This is a genomic window from Bacteroides sp. 43_46 (assembly GCF_001915455.1).
In the GTDB taxonomy this organism is placed as follows: domain Bacteria; phylum Bacteroidota; class Bacteroidia; order Bacteroidales; family Bacteroidaceae; genus Bacteroides; species Bacteroides caccae.
In genome coordinates this window covers 136,729-162,190 of record NZ_MNQN01000017.1, presented here as the reverse complement: position 1 = coordinate 162,190, position 25,462 = coordinate 136,729, and the positions used below count along the sequence as shown (strand labels likewise).

The window sequence follows — 25,462 nt, the reverse complement described above, 5'->3', positions numbered from 1 at the left end:
ACATTAAATAAGATATTCTTTCTTTATGTGGCAAATATTAGTTTATTTTGCAGAGTTTTTGCAAACGAGTAAAACATAAACCAATTGACGAAAATGAAAATAGTGCACACTATCAAGGACTTACAGGTCGAATTGACTGCCCTGAGAGCCCAAGGTAAAACAGTAGGATTGGTTCCTACAATGGGTGCTTTACACGCAGGACATGCATCTCTGGTAAAGCGCAGCGTAAGTGAGAATGGTGTAACTGTTGTGAGTGTTTTTGTAAATCCCACGCAGTTTAATGATAAAAACGACTTGGAGAAATATCCGCGTACATTAGATGCGGATTGCTGCTTGTTGGAAGAATGTGGAGCTGCATTTGTATTTGCTCCTTCTGTGAGCGAAATGTATCCGGAACCGGACACCCGCCAATTCAGCTATGCTCCATTGGATACTGTAATGGAAGGTGCATTCCGTCCTGGACATTTCAATGGTGTTTGTCAGATTGTTAGCAAGTTGTTTGATGCGGCACAGCCAGATAAAGCTTATTTCGGAGAGAAAGATTTCCAGCAATTAGCGATTATTCGTGAAATGGTCCGACAGTTGCAGTATAAACTGGAAATTGTAGGCTGTCCGATTGTGCGCGAGGAGGACGGATTGGCTTTGAGTAGCCGAAATAAACGTTTATCTGCACAAGAACGTGAAAATGCTTTAAATATTTCTCGGACATTATTTAAAAGTCGTAACTTTGCAGCCTCTCATACAGTAAATGAAACGCAAAAAATGGTGGAAGATGCGATTGACGTAGCTCCGGGATTGCGTTTGGAGTATTTTGAGATAGTAGATGGAAATACATTGCAGAAGATAACCAATTGGGAAGATACTTCGTATGCAGTAGGATGTATCACAGTGTTCTGCGGAGAAGTTCGGCTGATTGATAACATTAAATATAAAGAATAACTAAAAAGACGAAACCTTATGATGATTGAAGTGTTGAAGTCGAAAATTCATTGTGCGCGTGTCACGGAAGCGAATCTGAACTACATGGGTAGTATCACGATAGATGAAGATCTGCTGGATGCGGCAAACATGATTCCGGGAGAAAAGGTGTATATCGCTGATAATAATAATGGCGAACGCTTTGAAACCTATATTATCAAAGGTGAACGCGGTTCCGGCAAAATTTGTCTGAATGGTGCTGCCGCCCGTAAAGTACAACCGGATGATATTGTGATTATCATGTCGTATGCGTTAATGGATTTTGAGGAAGCGAAGTCGTTTAAACCGTCTGTCATTTTCCCCGACCCTGCGACGAACAAAGTAGTAAAGTAAAAAAGTATCTTTGATATTTTTATAAGAAAAACCCTGTCTTACAGAATGTAAGCAGGGCTTTTCTTTTTATCTATTCTATTTTCTTGTTACTACTTTGTTTTTAACTGTTCGTTCATAGCCGCCGCTGCCTTACGGCCGTCACCCATGGCGAGAATCACAGTGGCTCCACCGCGTACAATATCGCCACCTGCATAAATCATCGGGATAGAAGATGCCATGTTCTCATCTACGGCAATCGTTCCTTTCCGTCCTAACTCCAGTCCTTTGATAGAACTAGGGACAATCGGGTTCGGCGACACTCCGACACTTACGATAGCTAGGTCAATATCAATCGTTTCCGTAGCACCTGGGATAGCGACAGGACTACGACGTCCAGAAGCGTCCGGTTCGCCTAATTCCATTTTTTGTAGAATAACCTGTTTTACACAACCCTGCTCGTCTGCAATATATTCGATAGGATTGTGCAGTGTCAGAAATTCTACTCCCTCTTCTTTTGCGTGTTTAACTTCTTCGATACGTGCGGGCATTTCTTCTTCCGAACGACGGTAGATAATCATGGCGCGTTCGGCACCCAGACGTTTGGCCGTACGGACAGAGTCCATGGCTGTGTTGCCGCCACCGATTACTGCTACATTCTTACCGAAAGCTATCGGAGTATCAGAGTCTTCGCTGGCTGCATCCATTAGATTGACACGGGTAAGATACTCGTTGGAAGACATAATATTGATTGAGTTTTCGCCCGGAATATTCATAAAGTTAGGAAGACCGGCACCGGAAGCTACAAATATCCCTTTGAAACCTTCCTCTTTCAGGTCTTCTATACTAATTGTTTTTCCTACAATACAGTCTTTGATAAAGTTAACTCCCATTTTGGCTAGATTGTCAATCTCAACATCAACAATCTTGTTGGGCAGACGAAATTCAGGAATACCATATTTCAGTACACCGCCAATTTCGTGCAATGCTTCGAATACAGTTACGTCATATCCATATTTCGCCATATCACCTGCAAACGATAATCCTGCAGGTCCCGAGCCGATAACAGCCACTTTGATACCATTCTTTTCAGCAATGACTGGTACGGAGATTTGTCCGCTCTCGCGTTCGTAATCAGCTGCAAAACGCTCCAGATAACCGATAGCTACCGGTTTCTCATTCATTTTCAGATGAATACACTTTGATTCGCATTGTTTTTCTTGTGGGCAGACACGACCGCAAACAGCCGGAAGTGCACTTGTCTCTTTTAATGTCTTTGCTGCTTCCAGAAATTCTCCACGCTCGATGTTCTTGATAAAACGGGGAATGTCAATTCCTACCGGACAACCTTCCATACATCCTGGGTTTGCACAGTCGAGACAACGTTTGGATTCTGTTATAGCCTGTTCAGCAGTCAACCCTTGGTTTACTTCTTCCTTGCGGCTATGTGAACGATATTTTGCATCGAGTTCGTTCATCTCAACACGCGGGATAGCCGTGCGTTCTTTGGCTTTCATCGACTTACGCAACTCCTGTCTCCAGGCAACATTACGGCTTTTTTCGTCGGTCTCCTTTGTAGCTTCGCATACAGTGTCGAGTTTGTGCATTTCTTCTCGTTCGATGTTTTTGAATGCCCTCATGCGTTTCAGCATTTCATCAAAATCTACTTGGTGACCATCGAATTCCGGACCGTCTACACAAACAAATTTGGTTTTTCCTCCTACAGTGATACGGCAAGCGCCACACATACCTGTTCCATCTACCATAATCGTGTTCAATGAGACGTCAGTGGGAATTTCATATTTCTTGGTTAGCAAGCAAACGAATTTCATCATGATAGCAGGGCCGATAGCGAAGCATTTATCCACTTTCTCGCGTTTGATAACTTCTTCCACACCTTCCGTTACCAGTCCTTTGCGACCATAAGAGCCATCATCCGTCATGATGATAACTTCGTCGGAGCTTTTGCGCATTTCTTTTTCGAGAATGATAAGGTCTTTATTACGTCCTGCCAATACAGTGATCACACGGTTGCCGGCAGCTTTCAAAGCTTGTACGATAGGGAGCATTGGGGCCACACCTACGCCACCACCGGCGCAAACAACAGTTCCGAAGTTTTCAATGTGAGTCGCTTGGCCGAGAGGACCTACTACGTCTGTAATATAATCACCTTCGTTCAACTCACAGAGGCGGGTAGAAGATAGCCCTACCTCCTGTATCACCAGGGTGATAGTGCCTTTCTTTATATCAGAACCGGCGATAGTCAAAGGCATACGTTCTCCCTTTTCGCCTACACGTACAATGACGAAGTGTCCGGCCTTACGAGATTTAGCAATTAAAGGGGCTTCAATTTCAAATTTGAACACCTTTTCAGAAAAGCGTTTCTTGCTAATGATTTTGTTCATTATCTAATTAATTTGTTGGTTTTATTACGTAACTGCTAACAGAATGTTATAAATTATGGCAAAGATACAGCTTCTTTACGAAAAACAAAAAGAAAAGCCACTCTTTTGAAGAGTGGCTTTCTATATACAGATGAATCTATCTGTTTATTTCGTACGGATTTTGTACCCGGCTACTCCATAATACAAGATGAACAGGAAGCAAGGTAAACACAGCCAATAAGCTTGTTGCGGGCTTGCTACATCCTTTAGCCAACCATACAGGGTAGGGATAACGGCACCACCGAACATTGCCATGATAAGCAATGATGAGCCGGCTTTGGTAAACTTGCCGAGGTCGGCCATGGCAAGCGGCCACAGTGCCGGCCACATTAATGAACATCCTAATGCCATGAATGAAATAAAATAGATAGATATATGGCTCGGAGTTAGTACTACCAACAATGAACCGATAATAGCCAGGATAGAACAAATTTTTAGCGCAGTAGCTTGGCTGAGATATTTCGGAATGAAAATAATACCGCAGATATAGCCGATCACAATACCGATTGGAGCAATCCAGGCATAATTAGCTGCACCTTCTAGTCCAAGTTCTTTTGCGTAATCGACCAATGTACCCAATGAGACAGTTTCAACACCTACATAAAGGAATAAGGCCAGGCAGCCTAGTAATAAGTGAGGAAATTGAAAAACAGACGTTTTTGTGGCAGCATATGGACAGGCTTCGGCTTCATTCTCGCTTTCGTCTTCTCCTGCCGCTTTTACTTCGGGCAGTGGAGCGAAGAATGCCATAATACCCAAAGCTATAAAAGCACAGATGATGATAATGAACGGCTTGTTCAGATCTTCGATACCAATCAGATTGACATCTTTCCCCAGCAACCATACGATAAAGATAGCGGGGATAGGCCATGCCAACTTATTACAGATACCCATTATGCTAATACGTTTTGCTGCACTATCCAACGGGCCAAGAATGGTGATGTATGGATTTACAGACGCTTGTAGGTATGCATTGGCTGCTCCGCTGATAAAAGAAGCCAGCAAAAATAAGGTGAAGCTTTCCTGATCTGCCGATAAGATGAACAGGTAGAATGCTATGGCAAAAATAAAGAAAGACAGCGACATGGTACGTTTGTAACCTATTGCCTTAATTGTGAGTCCGGCAGGATAACCGAAAACTAGAAAAGGAATGAATGTCGCAGCGATAATCAGATAAGAAGCCGTATTCGAGATTCCTAATGATTTTTGTAATACCGGGACTAATAATGAATTGATTCCGAGTGCGAAACCAATCGCGAAAAACATAATGCCAATAAATGTCAATGGCAACACAAAGCTTTTAGTGTTTTTTGTCATGGGGGAAATGTGTTAAAGGTTATATAAAAATCTCTTGTAAGAAAAGGATATACCTGATTCTTACAAGAGTGAAAAATTCTTAGTCTATCATATCGAAACCGCAGTATGGAACCAATGCTTTCGGAATTTTGATTCCTTCAGGTGTCTGGTTGTTTTCGAGTAGGGCCGCAACGATACGTGGCAATGCCAGTGCTGAACCGTTTAGGGTGTGACAAAGTTCAGTTTTCTTTTCTCCACTACGATAACGGCATTTCAGACGGTTGGCCTGATAGGTGTCGAAGTTGGAAACGGAACTTACTTCCAACCAGCGTTTTTGTGCTTCTGAGTATACTTCGAAGTCGAAGCAAAGCGCAGCGGTAAAACTCATGTCTCCTCCGCAAAGACGAAGAATGCGGTAGGGTAATTCCAGTTTTTGCAGCAGTCCTTCTACATGGTCGAGCATTTCCTGATGAGATTGCTTGGAGTGTTCCGGTTTGTCGATACGCACCAATTCTACTTTGGAGAATTCGTGCAGGCGATTCAAGCCACGCACATCCTTGCCATAAGAACCTGCTTCGCGACGGAAACATTGTGTATATGCACAATTCTTGATAGGCAATTGTTTTTCGTCTAGGATGACATCGCGATAGATATTAGTAACAGGCACTTCTGCTGTCGGAATCAAATATAAATCATCTACTTCGCAATGGTACATTTGTCCTTCTTTGTCAGGAAGTTGTCCTGTGCCGTAACCGGAAGCGGCGTTGACCACTGTCGGTGGCATGATTTCAATATATCCGGATTTGCGTGCTTCATCCAGGAAGAAGTTGATAAGGGCACGTTGAAGTTGTGCACCTTTTCCTTTGTATACAGGAAAACCTGCTCCTGTGATTTTAACCCCCAAGTCGAAGTCTATCAAATCATATTTTTTTGCCAGTTCCCAGTGGGGAAGTGCATCTTTGGGAAGTTCGGTTTCCATTCCTCCCATTTTCTCGACGACATTGTCTTCGGCACCTACACCTTCGGGTACACTGTCATAAGGAATATTAGGAATCGTATAGAGTGCATTCTGCATATCGGTGGCAGCTTGTGTCATTGTTGCGTCCAATTCCTTATTACCTTCTTTTAATTCTGCTACACGTGCGCGTGCGGTTTCAGCTTCTTCTTTCTTGCCTTCCTTCATCAGTTGTCCGATTGTGCGCGAAAGAGAATTAACTTCTGCCAGATTTTTATCTAATTGATTTTGGGTACTACGTCTCTTGTCGTTAAGAGCAATAACCTGCTCTATCGTTTCTTTTGCATTTTTGAAATGCTTCTTTTCCAGTCCGCGGATTACCGCCTCTGTGTTTTCTGTAATTTGTTTAATGGTAAGCATATCTATACTTTTTATGAACTTTCACTTAATGGATGCAAAGATACAGAAAAAACGAACAATCAAGCAACGAAAATATCTAAAAAAGAAAAGGAGATGCAATCGCTTGGATTACATCTCCTTCTTTTAAATATTCTCAGTTGTGCAATTATGCTTCAGTTGCAGGAATTACAGAAACATATCTTCTGTCTTCTTTACCTACTTTGAAGTTTACTGTACCGTCTACTAAAGCGAAAAGAGTGTGGTCTTTACCCATACCGATGTTGTCACCCGGGTGGAATTCAGTACCTCTTTGACGAACGATGATGTTACCTGCTTTGCAAGCTTCGCCACCAAATATCTTAACGCCTAATCTTTTACTTGCTGATTCGCGGCCGTTCTTAGAACTACCGACACCTTTTTTATGTGCCATTTCTTTTTACTGTTTTTAATTGATTAAGCTACTACTTCTGTGATTGTTAATTCAGTGAACTGTTGACGGTGACCGTTCAGTTTTCTGTGACCTTTTCTTCTTTTCTTGTGGAAAACAAGAACTTTGTCACCTTTAACCAAGTTTGAAACAACCTGGCAAATAACTTTAGCACCTTCTACGATAGGAGCACCTACAGTTACGTTTCCGTCTTTGTCTACCAAAAGAACCTTTTCAAATTCTACTGTTGAACCGTTTTCTGCACCTTCGATGTGGTGAACGAACAACTTCTGACCAGCTTCTGCTTTGAATTGCTGACCGTTAATTTCTACAATTGCGTACATCTTATATAATAAATGTATAAGTTAGCTCCGGCGGGTGGTCTTTAATCACTTAGAGAACTCTTTATCAAACCCGTTGCGGAATAATCGGGCACAAAAGTACTGTTTTTATTTGTTTTCAACAAATATTTCTTTTGTTTTTTTAGTTGTGTTGCTATTACTTTGCTCATTTATAGAATAGTATGCACAAACTTCGTTGTCAACTATTAAGGGGGACTTTAAAGTAAATCGCTAAGATTTTTCACAATTATTCGGTGCGGATAAGCGCGAAGTTCGTCAGCGGTAGTCATTCCGTTGAGTACGCCTGCAAAATCGACTCTTGCATTCCGAGCAGTTTCCGCATCTACAATGCTGTCTCCGATATACAAAGTTTCTTTCGGGGTACTTCTCAAATGTTCCAAGGCAAATTTGACTCCTTCTGGTGAAGGTTTTGCAGCTTTGACATCTTCTCCACCTACCACTATATCAAGAAAATCTTCCGGTTGGTACTCTTCGAGGAAACTCAGTATCCTAAATCGGTATTTAGTAGAGATAATTCCGATACGGGCACTCCGTTTCTTCAGCTCTTTCAGTGTAGATAACGTGTCGGGGAAAAGCTGGGTGTTCACATTCATGTGTACATCGGCTTCCAATCTGTATTCCTGTCGGAAAGCTTCGAGTTGTATTGGGTCGGTGATTCCGGTAAGAATACTGAAAGATTCTTCCAATGTTTTGCCGATAGTACGTTTGATTGCTTCATCGGTAACGGTTAAATACTGGTGGCGGGTGAGCACAATTCGGAAACACTTAACGATACCACGTGACGAATCGGCTAGTGTATAGTCGAAATCGAATAAATAGGTTTTATAATTCATTGGGGAGAACTTTTCCGCAAAAGTACTAAAATCTTTTCTTATTTTACAGGTTCTACCGTGTATCCTTGTTTTTTTAATAAGTTTAGCAATCCTTTGTCACCGGGAAGGTGCAGGGCACCAACTGCAATAAAAGTAGGAGCTGTTTTCATAATAGCCGGAAGTTTTTCAGACCATGCCTTGTTGCGATTATAAATCATTGCGTCTTCTTCACCGGGAGTCGGGTCACATTGATTACCTTTACGCTCTTCGCTGATACGAAACATTTGGTTTAAGTCCTGTCGCATATAGGCGTTAGTGAGTTTTTTCAGGCTTTCCACTTCTGTATTGATGTTGTTGATCGTACACATTAGCAGTTGTGCTTGCCGTTGCAGCGAATAACCATTGAATAATAAATTGAATTGAAATTCCGCAGTTTCTAGTCCGTCTACTTTTTTCCCGTTTTGGGTAGCTTGTGATTGGAAGAAGGTATCTAGCTGTTCTTGAGGATTAAATTTGCCTATATGTTTTACATATGCTGCCACTACTACGTTGTTCAGCAGGAATGCAGGTTTCAGTTTGGGGGCTGCGCTTAAATCTAGCATCAGGTTTTCTTTGCAGAATTTGTTAGCCGTTGCAAAGTCTTCAGGGGAGAGGAGGGTGGACAGCGTACTGTCGTTGGCGATCATCATAGCTTGTTGCATTTTCTGCATGGTGACCGGTGACTGCATTTCCGACATTTTCAGCTCTCCATATACTTGTTGGGTTTCTTTCATTGCTTTTTGAAGTCCGGCAATACTGTCCATAATGCTGAATGGTGCCAAGTGATGTGTACCTATAATGTAAGAGGGCTGATTTAGTCCGTTGCCGGATACTTTCCATAAAAGTTGGGCGTTTGCGCTAAACGCTACACAGATAAATAGTACTGCTCCGATAAATGATTTCATAAATTTATTTCAATAAGAGTGAATGATTTGATTGTTAACGTATTCTACCACCGCTGATCCAATGCCTGAGATAATAGTCTTCGTTTAGCCTACTGACGATTACCCCGCGACTTGTGCTGGAATGAATGAATTTCCCACTTTTCAGATAAATGCCTACATGAGCTACTCTCTTTCTAGAACGATTACTGCTAAAGAATACCAAGTCACCTTCTTTGAGGTTTCGTTTAGCTACTTTGTTGCTCTTATTCTTCAGTTCTTCTGTGTTTCGTGGCACTTGGATACGATATACTTTCCGATAGATTTGATAAACCATGCCTGAACAGTCGGTCCCTCTTTTCGAATCTCCACCGCCACGATAAGGGGCTCCTATCCAGTCGGCAGCTTCTAGGTAGAGTTTATGGTCGTCTTCCAAGTTGATGTCTATACCCAATAAGACAGAAGCTCGCGCCAGTGCCTGATAATCCAGACGGGGGGCGGATGTGCGGCAGGAGCTGAAAATGACGGTTAGCCCTACCAATATGAAAAAGAGTTTAAAGTTAATCTTCATCGGCTGCCTTTCCTTTTTTGTTGATGATATTTATTCTTCTACATTGAAGTACGCTTCCAGCTCTTTTTCTGCAGAATTATCTTCATTAATTATATCCCGAATGATAATTCCGTATTCCAGCAGAGCAATTCGCGGACACACATCTACAGTATGGTTCAGGTTATGGCTGGAAATGATAACCGTAGCCTGATGTTCTTCATTATATCTTTTGAGCAGATGCTTGATAATGGATTGCGAACTCGGGTCGAGGAAATTGAACGGTTCGTCCAATATTAATAATTGTGGATAATGAAGCATGGCGGAGATTATACCGATCTTTTGTTTATTTCCGGCAGAATAGTTACGGATTAATTTTTTTTGTCCCATTACTTCCCCGTTCATGAAGCGTTCGAAAGGAACGAGGCGTTCATCTACCTCCTCTTTCTTTAATCCATACATTTTTCCGATGAAGTAGAAATATTCTTCCGGGGTCAGATAATCAATCAAAAAACCACTGTCGATAAAAGCACCGGTGAAGGCTTTCCAGTCCTCGTTTAAGCTTACATCAATATCATTTATAACTACTTTCCCATTGTCCGCTTTCAGCAGATCCAGCATTAACCGGAAGAGAGTCGTCTTCCCCGCACCGTTGTTTCCCACCAATCCGAGCATATCGCCTTGATTGATTTCGTAGTGTTCTATATCTACGGCAATCTTTTCACCGAAATTCTTTTTGAGCTTGTCAATGGTAATCATGATTTTCAATGTTTATATAATTAATGACCCATGTATGTCTATTGGCGGCTGTCTCTGAAACCTTCCATATTGTCATATCGCCGTTTCATGAAACGATGATATACATTCTTTATCCATAGCGGAGAAGTCAGGGTGAATCCTAAACCGATGATCAGTAGGATCGTGTAAGTAATTGTTTCTCCTAAAAGTGAGTTTAACAGGCTATATAGGATAAGCGGCACACCGAATGCTCCGAAGTTTACTAACATTTGTATTGCACTATTGGTTTGGCGGCTCGTTACTTTTTCGTTTAGCGGCACAGTTTGTTTATTGTAAACAGCCAGTTGGAAGAAGCAGAAATAGATGAAGCCGATCGTATAAAAGAACCAGGCAAAAGCTCCCAGCAATGTCAGTTTATTCATAATGATAGCGGGAACCATGAGTAGGAAAGGAATGATTTCGCCAATACTATATATATAATATTTAGCTTTCAACAGGCTCATAATAGATTCTTTGCGTGACATCAATCCGTCGATATAATTGCCCTCGAACGACATAATCTGTGACAGGATAATCATTCCGAATACAGCAAAGTTGTATACGCAGATGAAAGAAGTCATCAGGCGTCCATCGTAGACACTTGAGAAACTGAGTGCACAGGAAAAAGCTACCACCACGATAGCGACACTGCGTAGAGAACTTTTGCAACGGCGGTTACGTAAAAGCATTTTCAGTTCTAGTCTCATATATTCGCCGACTTCTCCGTAGCGTTCGAAGAATCTATATTCCGAGACGTGTTTGATTTGTGTATCATCTACTTTGGCCAATTCTGCGTAGATAAGTCCCGACATAAGCTTGCGGTTAACCAGCCACAAAGTGACTATCACAAGTATAGTGCCGAGAAAATAGAGAATATTTCCTTGGATATACCCGTCTCCCAAGTCCATAAAGAAATAGAAAAGAGGACTGTCCTCGGGAATAAAAAGGAGGCAGGCTATTCCACCATAAAAAACAATGGGCAATAGAACCCACCAAATACGTTCGTTGATGAGTGTACGGCACAGCAAGTACCAGTAATTGTTAGCAAGAATCAGCAGTAAGATACCAATAAGATAGGTGATAACACCGAGAATTCCAAAATATTTAGTAATAGTAATGAAAGAAAAAGGGACAAACATAAACAACCAGAATAGGTTGAATAGGCTAAGTCCGGAGCGGATAAGTAAAAAGTCGATGACACGATTTCGTTTAACCGGCAACAGGAGGTAAGGTTTTACCTCCTGTGTCGGTGTTTTTTGTAACGGAACACGCAACAGGAAATCCAGTGCCAGAATAAAGATCAGAACAACGGCGTTCATTACATGATATGGTTCTCGGTTGGGAACCATATTTGAGAAACCGAACGCGAATGTCGTACCGAAAAATATCAGGTAACCGGCCCAAAATGCAGCCATGACATAACCGAGTATTTTAGCAACTTTGTTCTTTTCATACATCGGGTGTCTTCTGGCGGCAAGTCTTCCGTGTTTACGTAGTTCGTTGAGTATCATCATCTATACAAAAGAATTTTTATTTGTTTTCTTCCGGCATAGTCATAACGACTTGAATTTCGTTGTTCTGTTTCAGCAGCTTGGCAAGGAAGTCTTGTACTTCTTTGGCTGTAATGCTGTTGACTAACTTTTCATAGTCTTTCGTATTGTCAATACCTGTGTAGAAATATTCGTCCAGATTATTTAGCCAATAGCCGTTTTCTTTCTGAGCGTCTTTGTATTTCTTCAACATATATTCTTTGATCTTCTGCATGTGTTCGGCAGATGGACCTTCTTTAGCCATTTTTTCTAATTGTTCCACAACGATAGCAGACAGTTTATCTTTCTTAGCTGGGTCAGTCTGGAATACAATCTGAAGTACCAGTTCTTCCTTCGGATATTTGCTGAGGTTTCCGTTACAGCTTACGCCATACGTGCCACCTTCTTTTTCGCGGATTTCAGCGGTGTAAACCATATCTAATGCCTGATCAAGGAAGCTGAGTAGTGTATTGCTACGCAGGTCGTATTTGCAAGTTCCGCTGTATAGGAACATGATGGTAGCCATTGGCGTTTCCTGTTTCTTTGCAAATTCATTCTTGTATTCCCCTTTGCGAATGTACATCTTATTATCCTTGAATGTTTCCTTGCGGTTGATAGAAGGCAGAGCACCCAGATATTTTGCAATCATCGGTTTCATCTGTTCTAGGTTTACGTTTCCTACCAGATAGAAAGTAAAATCGCTTGCATCTTTATAGCGGTCTTTGTACATTTCGAGGATACGGTCATAGTCGATCTGGTCTACCATGCTTTCTTTCAGCTTGATAGCGCGTGGATGGTCACCGTATAGAGCACGTGTCACTGTATCGCTGAATGCCGTCATCGGGTTAGCGTCTGAGTTTTGAAGCTGTGCTTTCAGGCGATTCTTGTATGATTCGAATGCTTCATTATCCTTGCGCGGAGAAGTGAATGTCAGGTAAGTCAACTGCATCATTGTCTCGAAATCTTTCGGAGAACAGCTACCTGAAATTGTTTCTGTTGTATTACCGATACCGGCTCCTACGGAAGCACGTTTACCGGCAAGGGCTTTGCTTAAGTCTACTTTGCTGAAATTACCGATACCGCCTACCAGAGCTACACCGTTTAATTGAGAAATATTGATGATTTCATCGTTCGGGAATACACTGGTACCACCAAGGCTTACACCTTTCATCATGATCTGGTCAGCTTTGAAATCTGTAGGCTTCACATAGACTGTTACACCGTTAGAAAGCACTAGTTTTGTGCTGCCGTAAACGTCATCGGCCTTTTCGGAAACAATCTTTCCGCCTTTAATGTCTTCAGAGATAAGAGGTTCGTTGGAAACTTTGTCTTCGTATGGTTTCAAATCGAATGAACTCATCTGCTTCAATAAAGCTGCAATTTCCTCTTTCGTCGGATATTTCAGACCTTCTTTTTGAGGACCCGCGAGCAGTACTACTTGGTTATTATCAGTAACCAGCTGTTTCATCAATTCGTTGACGGCCGTCACAGGAATGTTCGGAGCCATCTGCTGTACAAGCATATATTCGAATTCGATACCCGGAATCGGTTCTTTATCGAGGAAATTGTTCACATATTCATCGACATAGTTACCACTTTTTGTTTTTTCACGTTCGTTATACGCAGACTCCATAGCTTGCATATAGTTAGCACGCGCGCGTTCATATTCAGTTTCAGTGAATCCGAAACGACGTGCACGTTCTGCTTCTTCCAGAATAGTTTTCATCGCCAAGTCTACACCGTCAATCTTGCTGTTTGCAGTAAGGCTGAATGCTTCTTTGGTCTTGGCAAGGAAATACTCTCCATATCCTGCACCGGCACCGGTAAAAGGAGGATTGGCTGTTTGGCGGAGTTCGTTCAAACGGCTATTCAGCATATTGATAGCCATGTTGAGTACGTACTGTGTAGCATAATAAGAAATCGTATTTTTCAAAGAATCTGGCGTTGCATCTTGTTTGAAGAAGATGTTGATAGAAGGATTGGCAACTTCTTTGTCTGTGCCGATATAGATCAACGGTTCCTGATTGTCTGCTACCGGATAGTAAATACGTTCGGCAGGGTTTACCGGAGCTTTTACGTCTTTGAATACCTCTTTCAACTTGGCTTCCATTTCTTCAGCGTTGATGTCACCGACGATAACGATTCCCTGCAAATCGGGACGGTACCATTTAGCATAGTAATCACGGATATCCTGATAAGGGAAGTTGTTGATAACGTCAATACTGCCGATAGGCATACAGTCGGCATATTTAGAATCCGGATACATAGTAGCCTGTGCATCAGTCATGATGCGTAGCATACCACTGTTGCGACTTCTCCATTCTTCGCGGATTACACCACGTTCTTTGTCGATTTCTTTGTCGGCAAGGTTGATAGCGCTCGACCAGTCGTGTAGGATAAGCAGGCAGGAATCTACCACATTCTGGTTTTCTGTCGGTACGTTACTGATGTTGTAAACGGTCTGGTCGACACTGGTATAGGCATTCAGGTTTGTTCCGAATTTAATACCTTTAGTTTCACACCAGGGAATGATTCCAAGTCCGGTTTCATCGCCGGGGAAATGTTTGGTCCCGTTGAAAGCCATGTGTTCCAGAAAGTGAGCCAAGCCACGTTGCTGTGGTTCTTCCAGAATAGAACCTACTTTTTGTGCGATGTAGAATTCTACGCGTTTTTCCGGGAGTGCATTGTGTCGGATGTAATAAGTAAGTCCGTTATCCAGTTTGCCGATACGGACATTTTTGTCCACAGGCATTTGTTGCATGGGTTGTGCAAAAACGGACTGGAAATTGCAGCATATGATAAGGACTGCAATAAATAATCCACGTAATAAATGTTTCATGTTCTATTTAATTTAATAAAAGTTTCTGTGTTATCTGTCGTGATTGTCTATGGTAAATCACAAACAGGCAGAAAAAGAGTTATTTAATGGCTTGGCGTATCCTTACTAATTTTGTTAACAATCCTTCCAATAAATCAAGCTTCAGCATATTGGCACCGTCGCTTTTGGCTACGGCGGGATTTTCGTGTGTTTCGATAAAGATACCGTCTGCCCCTACGGCTATGCCCGCTTTGGCAATAGTTTCTATAAGTTGCGGCATACCGCCGGTCACTCCGCTTGTTTGGTTCGGTTGTTGTAGTGAGTGAGTGACATCGAGCACGACAGGATATCCGAATGATTGCATTTCAGGAATACCTCGGTAGTCCACTACAAGGTCTTGATAACCGAAAGTTGTTCCGCGTTCGGTCAACATAACATTCTTGTTGCCGGCTTCTATTACTTTGTCTGCGGCAAATTGCATTGCCATTGGAGAAAGAAATTGTCCCTTCTTGATATTAACGGTCTTTCCGGTTTTGGCTGCGGCTACGAGCAGATCGGTTTGGCGGCTGAGGAATGCCGGAATTTGAAGTATGTCTACGTATTCGGCTGCCATGTTAGCTTCGTCGGCAGCATGGATGTCCGTTACGGTAGGGATTCCGAAAGTATCATGTACCTTTTTCAGTATTTTGAGGGCTTTTTCATCACCGATACCCATGAATGAATCCAGACGTGAGCGGTTCGCTTTGCGGTAAGAACCTTTAAATACGTAAGGAATTTGCAATGTTTCGGTGATTTTGACTACTCGTTCGGCAATGCGCATGGCCATTTCTTCACCTTCTATAACACATGGGCCGGCCAGCAGAAAGAAGTTACCGGCAGGATTGTTTTTAAGTTCGATCATATTGTTAATTACAAATTATAAGTTACATTATATAGGTAATACAGGTATCTCCTTGTTTAGAGGAGGCGTGTTTGTTTTCTTAGTTCGGGATAATAAGCGTGGTCTTTTCCGGGAGAACGCCTACTTCCAGAGGAAAGTGTTTCGGCAGTATCCGTCCGTCCAGATCTACTGAAGCACTTTGTGCTCGGAGTACTTTCACTTTCTTTGTCCGATAGCACTTCACGACTTTGTGATTCAGAATCCTTCCCTGTATCAACATCCACAATCCGGAAATGATTTGCAGGAATTCCGGGCGATAGATCACAGATACATCCAGCCAGCCGTTGTAAGGAACGGCACTCGGTGTCTGTCCCCAGCCCCAGGCACTTCCCACACATACCGTCATGATGCGTCCACGGATATGTTCGTCGTTGATGCGGAGGTGCATTCTGTACAACTTACGTTCGAATATCAGAGAGAACAAGGCGGCAACATACGACAGGAATTTTACGCCCCAGAAACGCTTTGTCTGGTCGGTAATCTTGACGATTCGTGCGCCTAGTCCAATATTAACAGCGTTGAGGAAGTAACGGTGTTGATGTTCTTTTCCATCGTAGAAGTTGCAATAGCCTACGTCTATTTTCTTGAGTCGATGATTAATGATACAGTCGACAGCTGGCTTGTATTCGGTACTGAGTCCCCAATATTTGGCAAAGTCATTCCCGATGCCGTTCGGAATCATGCCAAGTGCGATATTGTCTTTATCCTCTGCATCGGATAGCATAATGCCGTTGATAGCGTCATTCAACGCACCGTCACCGCCCACAACGACAATCGTACGATAACCATTGTTGGCTAAAATCTTAGCGAGACGTTCTACTGAACCGAAACCTTCGGATTGCACATAGTCATAGTCGACGCCTTTGCTGTCCATGTATTCCTTGATCTCTTTCCAGCGTTTTTTTACCTTTCGGGTACCAGCTTTCGGGTTGTAAATCACACCCCATTTCTTCGGTTCTACACTCATATCCGTATTTCTATCCTACAATATTAAAAATCTCACTATATTTCACTGCCAAAGATACTAATTCCCCTGCAGTTTTTCTTTCACAAACGCTATCTTTTCTTCCATTGGCAGTTTCGCGCTTATCCAATGAATAGTAAATCCTCGTCTTTCCATGCCGCGAAACCAAGTCATCTGCCGTTTGGCGAATTGATGAATCGCAGTTTCTAATCCGTTAAACATCTCTTCGTATGTCATTTGTCCTGTGACATATAACGTCAGGTATTTGTATTCCAGACCATAATATATTAAATCTTCCGGTGAAATTCCTTCTCTGATCAGTTGTCGTACCTCATCAACCATACCTTCATCCAACCGCTGTTTTAATCGTAGCGTAATTTTCTCGCGGCGTAGTTCTCGTTCGATGTCTACGCCAATGATGAGGCTGTTCAGCTTCGGAAATTCCCGTTCGGGGACTGGGTGGGCGGCATAATATTCTTCAATCTCTATTGCACGAATGGCACGTTTCACTGTGTCTACGTCCGTAGAGTTATGCAACGTTTTGTATTGGCTTAAAATTTCCGTCAGTTCTTCAAGAGAATAACTTGCCAAACGGGTACGCAACTCCGGATTTTCCGGTACGGGCATTAGTTTATAACCTTTTAAGACTGATTCCAAATACATCCCTGTCCCTCCACATAAAACGGGGAGACAACCTTTTTGTTTGACTGTTTCGTAAGAAACCAGAAAATCTTGTTGATATTCAAAAACATTGTATTTGTATCCGGGAGCGGCTATATCAATCAGATGATACGGGATTTTATGTCCATTGACCGTATAATCGGCCAAATCTTTTCCGGTGCCGAGATCCATTCCCCTGTATATTTGACGGGAGTCGGCACTGATAATTTCTGTATTCAATTCATAGGCCAAAGCAGCGGCAAACGGAGTTTTGCCTGAGGCGGTAGGTCCTAATATGGTGATTAAATCATAGTTCGGCATAGTTTTATTTTTTCTACATCTGCAAAATTACGAAATAATTTTCACCTGCTTGGTATTCAGTTGTTTTTTTTGGTTGAAATGCTACATTCATACCTTTACTGCACTTTCTTTATCCGGTAGCTGTGTCGATCGTTCTATTTCTTCCTGTCTATTACCTCCCCTTCATTATTGTTATATAACCTTCCGCTTGGTGGAATATAAAGCACCGCTTTAGAGAACGTAAAGCATAGCTTTAGGTAGTCTAAAGCAGTGCTTTATAAAAGTCTAAGTGTTTGTTTCAATTATAAGGAAGAAAAATATATGAGGCTTTCAAAAGTCTGTTTTTTACTTTTTCAATCAAGGAATAAGGGTGATTTTATGTATTTTACTTTTAAACGGTAAATTCCCATGTCTTAATATTATTAATGCGAATCAGTATTTGGTTCGCATTAATAATATTAAGACATGGGAATTTACCACTCTATGGCAAATTCTTCGTCATCAATCAGCGTATTGATATTGCGTTGCATGGTCATGCTTCCTTCAACTCTGTAATGCGCCGTGTATCCCTGAGTTTCCCATGGATCTACAAATGTATAATTAAGTTCTCTTATCGTAACGGTTCTGCGCATCAGGGCAGGCCGTGAGGCATCCATCATTTCAGAAATCTCATACGTTGCTTGCTTCTTCGATTCAAATTCAATGTTTGGATTTTCTGCCCTCAACTCTACCGTACCTTTCATTTTGTCATCCGGGTCCTGATTAAATGTCGCATAAATTTTGAATTTTCTACGGTCGGTTCTTTTTTCTTTTATAGCACCCGCATAGAAGAATATGGTATTTTCGTCAACCACGTATGCTTCACGAGTGTCAACTACAAGTGGTTTGTTGGTATCTTCGGGAAAAACATTCAAAGCCGTGGTTCCATAGTTTCCCGAGAAATCATTGAAAGGAGTTATCCATAGTAGAGCATTGTTGAAATTTTTCCGTGGATGAGAGGTGTAATTATAAGAAGGATCATCCTTTATGATAAGGGGCAAAACCCACTTCTCCGACAAATCAAGCCCGTTAAAATTAAAATTGATATCCATCAGAGCCTGACATTCGCCGGCCGGAATATGTATGTCATAATTCGGAATAGAATAAAAATTCTCGGGTAACTGTTTGTAGTACAAATCTTCCCGTTCATAGTAATGTTCATAGTTATAGATGTCGAGTGTATCGTTATCTATACCTACATGTACATCGATGTCTTTATTATTCATCGTGGAACCGGCCACTATAAGAGGAAGACGATAGGGAGAAGGTTGTCCCTTTCTATACTTCAAACGGATACGAGATACGGTAGATGTAGGAGCTTTGAACGAAACATAGTGTTCATATTGCTCATCTGAATAAAATTCGCTGCAAGAACTCAGCATTACAAGTAACGTAACCAAAAGCAAAGAGATATTTTTTTTCTTCATAATCGTTTTTTTTAATAGTAATTACTTTTCACTCTGCCAACCCGGGTTTTGAGTCAATCTCACATTTTTTTCCAACTCGGAGCGGTCGATAGGCCAAAAATAAGTTTTCTCGGCAAAACAGGTCAAAACATCAGAAACAGGAACCGGTTTATAGAACAAGTCGCGTTCTCCTTTTGTCATAAAAACATTACATCCGTACATAGGCAGAGATTCTTCATCTTTAGCGTCTTTCCAACGTCTCAAATCAAAATAGCGTTGCCCTTCAGCCATAAGTTCAATCTGACGTTCGCGTTTGATTTTCTTACGGAATAGTTCCTTATTACCATACTCTTCTGGCGTAAAATCAGGTATTCCGGCACGGATTCTTACAGGCTGTACTCCTTTCTTCAGTTCATCCTCATTACGTGAAATACTATGAGTACCAGAGTTATCCCAAGTCTCAATCTGGTATGAACCATCAAGTTCATTCAATGCTTCAGCGTACATTAACAAGATATCGGCATATCTTATCAAAGGATCCGCCTTCTTTGAGATATGAGAAAATTCACCATTTATGTTCTTGTCATCATTGGTATCTGTTGGACGTACATACTTCATCAAGCCTATACCGGTTTGAAGCCAGTTTTCGGTATTGGACATACCTTCCGTCTCGCCCCGATAATACCAGCTTCTATAAGGGCCTCTATCACTGCTCAGTGTCGCATTTGTCAGCCACCAGGTCGCTCCGTTGTATGCTACCGATGCATAGAATCGGGGTTCTCTATTAGCATATTGAAGTGATACATTTTCTTCCAGTGGCTTATAAAGTCCTTTGCTCACGTCACTTGCGGTGACAAAACCAGTAGGCCTTTTTGAAGAACCATCGCCGCGGCCAATTTCAATATCTTTGCCCGGAACGTCTTTGCCATCTTTCATATAATAGGCATCACATTGTTTTTGGGTCACACAAGTTGTATTGTTTCCTTTAGCTTTACTAACCGGAAGTTGATAAAAGACCATATAGTTCACTCCATAACTACCCTGATTGTTTCCTCGTGTAAATATCAATTCAGGGTTTTCTACTGTTGACAGCTCACCGTTAAAGACCGAACGGTATGATTCAAACGGGTCTATGTCCTTATATCCGTTAGGCCAAGACTTTGTTGCAAAATTCTTGTCGTCATACGGTGGCAGTGTAACCGGATAACCGTCAAATCCTTCAGTGCGTTTATAGGCCACATACAGATTATAGGTTTTAAGGTCAATCACGTCTTTTGCCGCAGCAGCTGCTCTTGCCCATTTCTTTTCATCATAGGTAGCAGCAAGAAGTCGGTTGCCTTTGTCATCCACCAACTTTTCGGCATATCCATCGGTGTTACCGTTCATTAGCGGACTGGCTGCATATAATAGTGCTTTAGCACGTACAGCCAAAGCAGCACCTCTTGTGGGACGTGACACAGACATCAATTCACGCTTCAAAGGAAGATCCTTTGCAGCCAGGGCCATTTCTGAAGCAATGTAATCGGCACATTCATCGTAAGTGTTGCGAGGTATTGAAAGAGCTTCATAACTGTCAGTGTAATCCTGGCCCTCTTCAGGTACAATGGGCACAGGACCATATTTCTGTAACAGCTTCCAGTAATAATAAGCACGTACAAAACGAGCCTGAGCTTTATAGTCTGCACGTTCCTCCGGGGTCAGTTCATTGCACATATCCACATTCTGAATAAAGATAGCGGCCTGACGTATCCCTTGGTAACTGTATTTCCATGTATACGGCCATTGCTCTTCACCATAAGTCACTTCTTTAAAACTCTTGTAAATGGGATTATAGATATCGTCACTGAAATTAAAGGGGTTTGCACCGGTGATGCTGATATCGGCAAATTCACTGTTTGACAAGTAACTGTATGCATTGGCAAGCCATTGTTCCGTATAGGTTTCATCGGTAAAGACTTCTTCCAGTGACATTCTGTCCTTGGTATCGGTATTCACATCAAGATAATTACACGAAGCCATACTCAAGCCTGTTGCAATCAATAATATATTTCTTATAAGTTTCATATTCGTAAGTGTTTCTTTATAAACTAACATTCAAACCAAATGTAACAGATTTTGTAATAGGATAGAAACTACCATCGGTGCTTCTTGGTTCCGGATCCCACAATTTGAATTTAGAGAAAGTCAACAAGTTTGTTCCGGTAAAGAATAGTCTTATTTTACTAAAACGTATCTTGCTTACTATATTTTTGGGTAAAGTATATCCTATTTCTACTGTCTTAAGACGAAGATAAGAACCGTTTCTCAACCAATGTGTGGAATACTGGTTGTTGTTCACATTATTTTCTCCTCCAAATTTAAGTCTCGGATATACGGCATTCGGATTTTCGGTTGCTGGGTCGCCCGAAATATCTCTTGAAATCCAGCGGCTTGAATTGACAACATCCGTAGATACATTTCCCCAAGTTCCGCGGCTGAAAGGATGCACCAATACACCGTTGATGAAGAAAGAAGATTTACCGGTTCCTTGGAAATGGACACTTGCGTCAAGCCCCTTCCAATTGGCAGAAATACCCATACCATAAACGAAACTCGGTCTGTTGGTGTTTCCTACAGCCACGCGGTCATTATCGTTTATCACTCCATCACCGTTCACATCCTTGTATTTGATATCTCCCGGTTCAACGCTTCCCCAAGTGTTCTGTGTAGGACTGTTTCTTATGTCGTCCCAGTCCTTGAACAATCCGAGAGCAATCAATCCTCTTGACTGGCTTACACTGAAACCTGTTTCATACAAATAAGGATATAGCTTATGGCCTTCATCTTTTTCAAGAATTTCATTATCACTATAAGTAGCATTAGCTCTGATGGTAAGGCCCACGTTTCCGATGTTCTGATTGAATGAAAAGTTACCGTCCCAACCTCTGTTAATTACGCTTCCTACATTAGCATAAGGCTTGTCACCATCATAAAGTCCCACAGTAAGAGGCAATGAACCTCTTGACATGAAAATGCCGGTTCTTTTTTCATTGAAATAATCTACGGTAAGAGAAAAACGTTCGTTGAACAATACGAGGTCCAAACCAATATCATGCTTCTTGGCTATTTCCCAGCTTATACCGTTTGATGCCACACTTGTATAAGTAAGTCCGCTATAACTTTGGTTAAAGCCAAAATCGGCCCATTGATAGTTCTTGAAACTTCCGATAGTGTACATATAAGGGAAACGTACCGATACATTGTCATTACCTACTTTACCCCAAGAATAACGTACCTTAAACATATTCAGCCATTTGAAATTATTCTGTATAAACGGTTCTTCTGCTATATTCCATGCCATAGAGAAAGCGGGAAAAAAACCAAACTGATTACCTACAGCAAAGTTTTCGGATCCCGTATAACCGAAGTTGAAATTAACAAAGTAACGATATTTCCAGTTATAGGTGAAGCGTCCTGAGAATCCCTGATGACGAACGGGAACACTATTCTTCAAATCGTCACCCAGATTATAAGTACGTATTTTTGAATCCTGATTATACTTCAATACAGAACCTACATGATGATGTTTGTTGAAAACACGGTTATAATGCAACTCTGCCTCAAAGAATTCATGACGGTCGCCACTACCTCCTGCACTTTGTGTCATCTTTTGCTCCTCATTCAGTCGCTTGAAGACCAAATTACCTTCACTGTCTCTGAAACGTTCCGCTTTCCATCTTTCCGGCGCTTTCAACTTGTTTATATAATTAGAGTTGTTTGTATCGTAGCCAAAACGTCCGATAAACTTCAATCCTTCGGTTATGAAATCGAGTTTCTGATTTAAGGTCACGTTGGTCTGTATTTGGTTAGTCCAGTTTTGTCTGTAACCAGTCTGTGTAGACGCAATCCAAGGATTGTCACGATAATTTTCGTTATATTCTGATGCCGGGAAATAACCGTTCGAATAAACTTTAGGAATGGACACCGGAGTCTGTCCCATAAGGCTGTTCCACACAAGCGACGAACCTCGTCCGGTATCATTTACCTTTTTCAACATTCCGGATATGCCGACATTTAATAAAGTAGATTTAGTAATGTCTATATCCGCATTCATTCGATAGTTCCATCTGCGGGCATTGGCATTGGTATTATATTGCTTTTCAATTTCTTTATCCGTTTTATACATACCTTCTTCTTCCACATAGCTGGCAGATACAAAATAACGTGTGTTTGTACTACCACCGGTGATGTTGAGTGAAGCCTTGTATGTCATGGCTCCTTTCTTCAAAATCTCATCCATCCAGTCTACGTTAGGCAGTAAATCAGGGTCGAGTCCGTTCTTCAATATATACAGTTCATCAGGCTGATAAACCGGTTCTTCGTTTCTTGTGATTCTTGCCTCATTTATCAAAGATGCGTAAGTGGGTCCATCTATAAATTCCGGTGTTATGGTTCTGGTATTATAAGAAGTTTCCGCCTTGGCAGATATGGTAATCTTACTGGGTTTACCATGTTTGGTAGTTATCAATACCACACCGTTTGCACCACGGGCACCATAAATGGCGGTTTCTGAAGCATCTTTCAATACTTGAAACGATTCAATATCTTCAATACTGATATCATCCATATCTCTTTCAAAACCATCGACAAGTACAAGGGCGCTTGTTTTGGCACCAAAAGTAGAAATACCACGGATCCAGAATTCGGAAGTATTTTGGCCCGGTGCTCCACTGCTCTGCATGGATAATACACCGGGAACATTTCCTGCCAAGGCATTAACAAGATTTCCTGAAGGAGAAACATTCAGATGTGCTATATTAGCAGAAGAAACAGCTCCTGTAACGGTTATCTTTTTCTGTTCTCCTGTTCCGGTAATCACAACTTCATCCAATACACTAGATTTTGACTCTTGCATTATCACAGTCAGTGTTTTCTTATCTTTTATAAGTATCTCCTGACTCTCAAAACCAATGTATGAAACGATAAGACGTTGATATAACTCCACCTTTATCTTGAATTTTCCGTCAATATTGGTTATCACACCAAGTCCAGGCACATTCTTTACTACAATATTAGCACCTATAAGAGGATCTTTATTTGAATCGAGTACAATACCTGATACTTCTATTTCTTTTACGTCTGCATGATTTTGTGCCGTTGCCTGAAACACCAGCATAAACATACAAAAGAAAATAATAATAATGTTTTTCATTCGAGGTAACATTTTAATATTAAAAATTTATTCATCTTTCGCTATATTTCTAATTCTATAGTTTTCGATATCACCAATGTAAAATATCTTATTTACTTCATCGTAGTGTATTCCGAAAGGATAATTAAAGCGCGCCTCTTGCCTTAAATCACCATCTACATAACCATTAGGGTTATTGTTAACCCCCTGACTGCCACGACCGGCGTATGTGTGTACAAATCCTTCGGGAGTTACATAACGAATACAGTGTATCGAAGAGTCTGTGAAATAAAAATCGTAAATATCATCTTTGCCCTCTTTTATATATTGCTCGTTTTTTATGAATACGCCTTGTGCCGGATTACCTAACTTGGCATTTGTTCCTTGACCGTCAAGCCATCCTTCCTGTTTTTGTTGGCCACATAATATACTGGCGGTTAAAAGCGTCTTGCTCTTCCAGTCATAGGGTATTTTCAATATTGTCTTCCATTGGGAGAATGAGATATAAGCGTAATTGCCCGACGGATGCATAAAGATAAAAAACATCGGTTCGCCATCTCCTAAGGCATATAAAACCTTTTCTTCTTTTGTTTGCATATCAAAACGGATAAGTTCTCCGGTCTTTCTCTTTACATAATATAACTCCCCGTTGGGATGTACCGCAACAGAAACGATTTTTCTTCCGATAACAAGAGGTTGTGGTTTCTTAAAACCGTTTGCTCTGGTAGTATAAGAAATACCTATGGCATTTTCAGTATCCTGCTGATTTGTAATCAACATAGTGTCACCGCTTAAAGTGAAATCTATGGTACGAATACTTTCCCAGTTACCCTGTCCTTTGGTCAATAATGTTGAGACTTCCTTCTTTTTTAAATCCAGTACTCTGATACTTGTCCCGCCATACCTGTTTCCATCGACCACATAAAGTACGTTTGGGTCTTTCGGGTCAACAGTCATATATCCCGGACCGGAAAAGCCGGCCTCTTTAAATGAACCATCCTGAACCTTTACTTTACCGGTTTCATCCACATAGCCGGCTACGGTTCCGACAATCGTTTTGGAAACATAATTGAATTTCTCTGCCGCAGTAATGGGGTCTTGCCCTTTTATGCTTACTTCAATAGTTCCTTCTGAGGCTTTGAAAGGAACCATACAATATATAATATTTCCATTACTACCTATAACCTTGGCTGGTAAACCGCCGATTTTTACCTTTATATCATCTGTATTACTTCCAAAGTTATTTCCTTGGATATACAATCTTGTGCGAGCTCCTCCTTCCGTAGGTTCAAAACCTGTAATTTGAACCGGTTTTGAAGGATCGTGAATTGTACTAGTTGTAGTAGTTTCATCTTTACAACCAATAATCAATAAAGAAATTAGGAAAAAAATTAATGTATTTCTCATAAA

At 41.4% G+C, this 25,462-nt stretch carries 20 protein-coding genes; 2 read left to right on the top strand and 18 right to left on the bottom strand.

Annotated features, from left to right (window positions below; genetic code table 11):
• Positions 1–93 precede the first annotated feature (93 nt).
• On the top strand, positions 94–939 hold the full coding sequence (gene panC, locus BHV72_RS01815) for a pantoate--beta-alanine ligase (RefSeq protein ID WP_005677408.1): 846 nt from the start codon (positions 94–96) through the stop codon (positions 937–939).
• Between the two features lie 18 nt (positions 940–957).
• Positions 958–1,311, top strand: a complete 354-nt coding sequence (gene panD / locus BHV72_RS01810; RefSeq protein WP_005677409.1) for an aspartate 1-decarboxylase — start codon at positions 958–960, stop codon at positions 1,309–1,311.
• Positions 1,312–1,400: 89 nt separating this feature from the next.
• On the opposite strand, the gene BHV72_RS01805 is transcribed toward panD, so the two are convergent.
• The 18 genes from BHV72_RS01805 to BHV72_RS01720 all read right to left on the bottom strand — a co-directional run bounded on the left by BHV72_RS01805 (position 1,401) and on the right by BHV72_RS01720 (position 25,459).
• Entirely contained in the window at positions 1,401–3,692 is a 2,292-nt protein-coding gene (locus BHV72_RS01805; RefSeq protein ID WP_286853869.1) for a bifunctional dihydroorotate dehydrogenase B NAD binding subunit/NADPH-dependent glutamate synthase, read from the bottom strand.
• A 144-nt stretch (positions 3,693–3,836) separates the two neighbouring features.
• The gene (gene gluP / locus BHV72_RS01800; protein WP_005677411.1) at positions 3,837–5,048 is read right to left on the bottom strand and encodes a glucose/galactose MFS transporter; all 1,212 of its coding nucleotides are present in this window, start codon (positions 5,046–5,048) and stop codon (positions 3,837–3,839) included.
• Positions 5,049–5,127: 79 nt separating this feature from the next.
• Entirely contained in the window at positions 5,128–6,402 is a 1,275-nt protein-coding gene (gene serS, locus BHV72_RS01795) for a serine--tRNA ligase (protein WP_005677413.1), read from the bottom strand.
• Between the two features lie 145 nt (positions 6,403–6,547).
• Entirely contained in the window at positions 6,548–6,811 is a 264-nt protein-coding gene (rpmA, locus tag BHV72_RS01790) for a 50S ribosomal protein L27 (RefSeq protein WP_005677416.1), read from the bottom strand.
• 23 nt (positions 6,812–6,834) lie between these two features.
• Positions 6,835–7,152, bottom strand: a complete 318-nt coding sequence (gene rplU / locus BHV72_RS01785; RefSeq protein ID WP_005677419.1) for a 50S ribosomal protein L21 — start codon at positions 7,150–7,152, stop codon at positions 6,835–6,837.
• 215 nt (positions 7,153–7,367) lie between these two features.
• Positions 7,368–8,003 carry an HAD-IA family hydrolase gene (locus BHV72_RS01780; RefSeq protein ID WP_005680144.1) on the bottom strand — a complete coding sequence of 212 codons (636 nt, stop codon included), beginning with the start codon at positions 8,001–8,003 and terminating at the stop codon, positions 7,368–7,370.
• A gap of 38 nt (positions 8,004–8,041) precedes the next feature.
• Entirely contained in the window at positions 8,042–8,926 is an 885-nt protein-coding gene (locus tag BHV72_RS01775) for a TraB/GumN family protein (protein WP_286853860.1), read from the bottom strand.
• Positions 8,927–8,960: 34 nt separating this feature from the next.
• The gene (locus BHV72_RS01770) at positions 8,961–9,473 is read right to left on the bottom strand and encodes a C40 family peptidase (RefSeq protein ID WP_005677425.1); all 513 of its coding nucleotides are present in this window, start codon (positions 9,471–9,473) and stop codon (positions 8,961–8,963) included.
• 30 nt (positions 9,474–9,503) lie between these two features.
• Positions 9,504–10,208 carry an ABC transporter ATP-binding protein gene (locus tag BHV72_RS01765; protein ID WP_005677426.1) on the bottom strand — a complete coding sequence of 235 codons (705 nt, stop codon included), beginning with the start codon at positions 10,206–10,208 and terminating at the stop codon, positions 9,504–9,506.
• A 38-nt stretch (positions 10,209–10,246) separates the two neighbouring features.
• Positions 10,247–11,740 (bottom strand): DUF5687 family protein, encoded by a 1,494-nt coding sequence (locus tag BHV72_RS01760; RefSeq protein ID WP_182317076.1) that lies wholly within the window; start codon positions 11,738–11,740, stop codon positions 10,247–10,249.
• A gap of 16 nt (positions 11,741–11,756) precedes the next feature.
• Positions 11,757–14,594, bottom strand: coding sequence for a M16 family metallopeptidase (locus BHV72_RS01755; protein ID WP_005677428.1), 2,838 nt, complete (start codon positions 14,592–14,594; stop codon positions 11,757–11,759).
• 79 nt (positions 14,595–14,673) lie between these two features.
• Positions 14,674–15,474, bottom strand: a complete 801-nt coding sequence (kdsA, locus tag BHV72_RS01750; protein ID WP_005677429.1) for a 3-deoxy-8-phosphooctulonate synthase — start codon at positions 15,472–15,474, stop codon at positions 14,674–14,676.
• A 79-nt stretch (positions 15,475–15,553) separates the two neighbouring features.
• Entirely contained in the window at positions 15,554–16,480 is a 927-nt protein-coding gene (locus BHV72_RS01745) for a diacylglycerol/lipid kinase family protein (RefSeq protein WP_022042697.1), read from the bottom strand.
• A gap of 57 nt (positions 16,481–16,537) precedes the next feature.
• Positions 16,538–17,458: a tRNA (adenosine(37)-N6)-dimethylallyltransferase MiaA gene (gene miaA, locus BHV72_RS01740; RefSeq protein WP_005677431.1), complete on the bottom strand. Its 921-nt coding sequence runs from the start codon at positions 17,456–17,458 to the stop codon at positions 16,538–16,540.
• A 452-nt stretch (positions 17,459–17,910) separates the two neighbouring features.
• A complete protein-coding gene (locus BHV72_RS01735; RefSeq protein ID WP_005677434.1) occupies positions 17,911–18,903 on the bottom strand; it encodes a DUF4973 domain-containing protein in 993 nt (330 codons plus the stop codon).
• A 21-nt stretch (positions 18,904–18,924) separates the two neighbouring features.
• On the bottom strand, positions 18,925–20,946 hold the full coding sequence (locus BHV72_RS01730; protein WP_286853842.1) for a RagB/SusD family nutrient uptake outer membrane protein: 2,022 nt from the start codon (positions 20,944–20,946) through the stop codon (positions 18,925–18,927).
• A gap of 16 nt (positions 20,947–20,962) precedes the next feature.
• Entirely contained in the window at positions 20,963–24,073 is a 3,111-nt protein-coding gene (locus BHV72_RS01725) for a SusC/RagA family TonB-linked outer membrane protein (protein WP_286853840.1), read from the bottom strand.
• Between the two features lie 27 nt (positions 24,074–24,100).
• Complete coding sequence (locus BHV72_RS01720) at positions 24,101–25,459, bottom strand: IPT/TIG domain-containing protein (RefSeq protein WP_005680152.1); 1,359 nt, start codon at positions 25,457–25,459, stop codon at positions 24,101–24,103.
• Between the last annotated feature and the right edge of the window lie 3 nt (positions 25,460–25,462).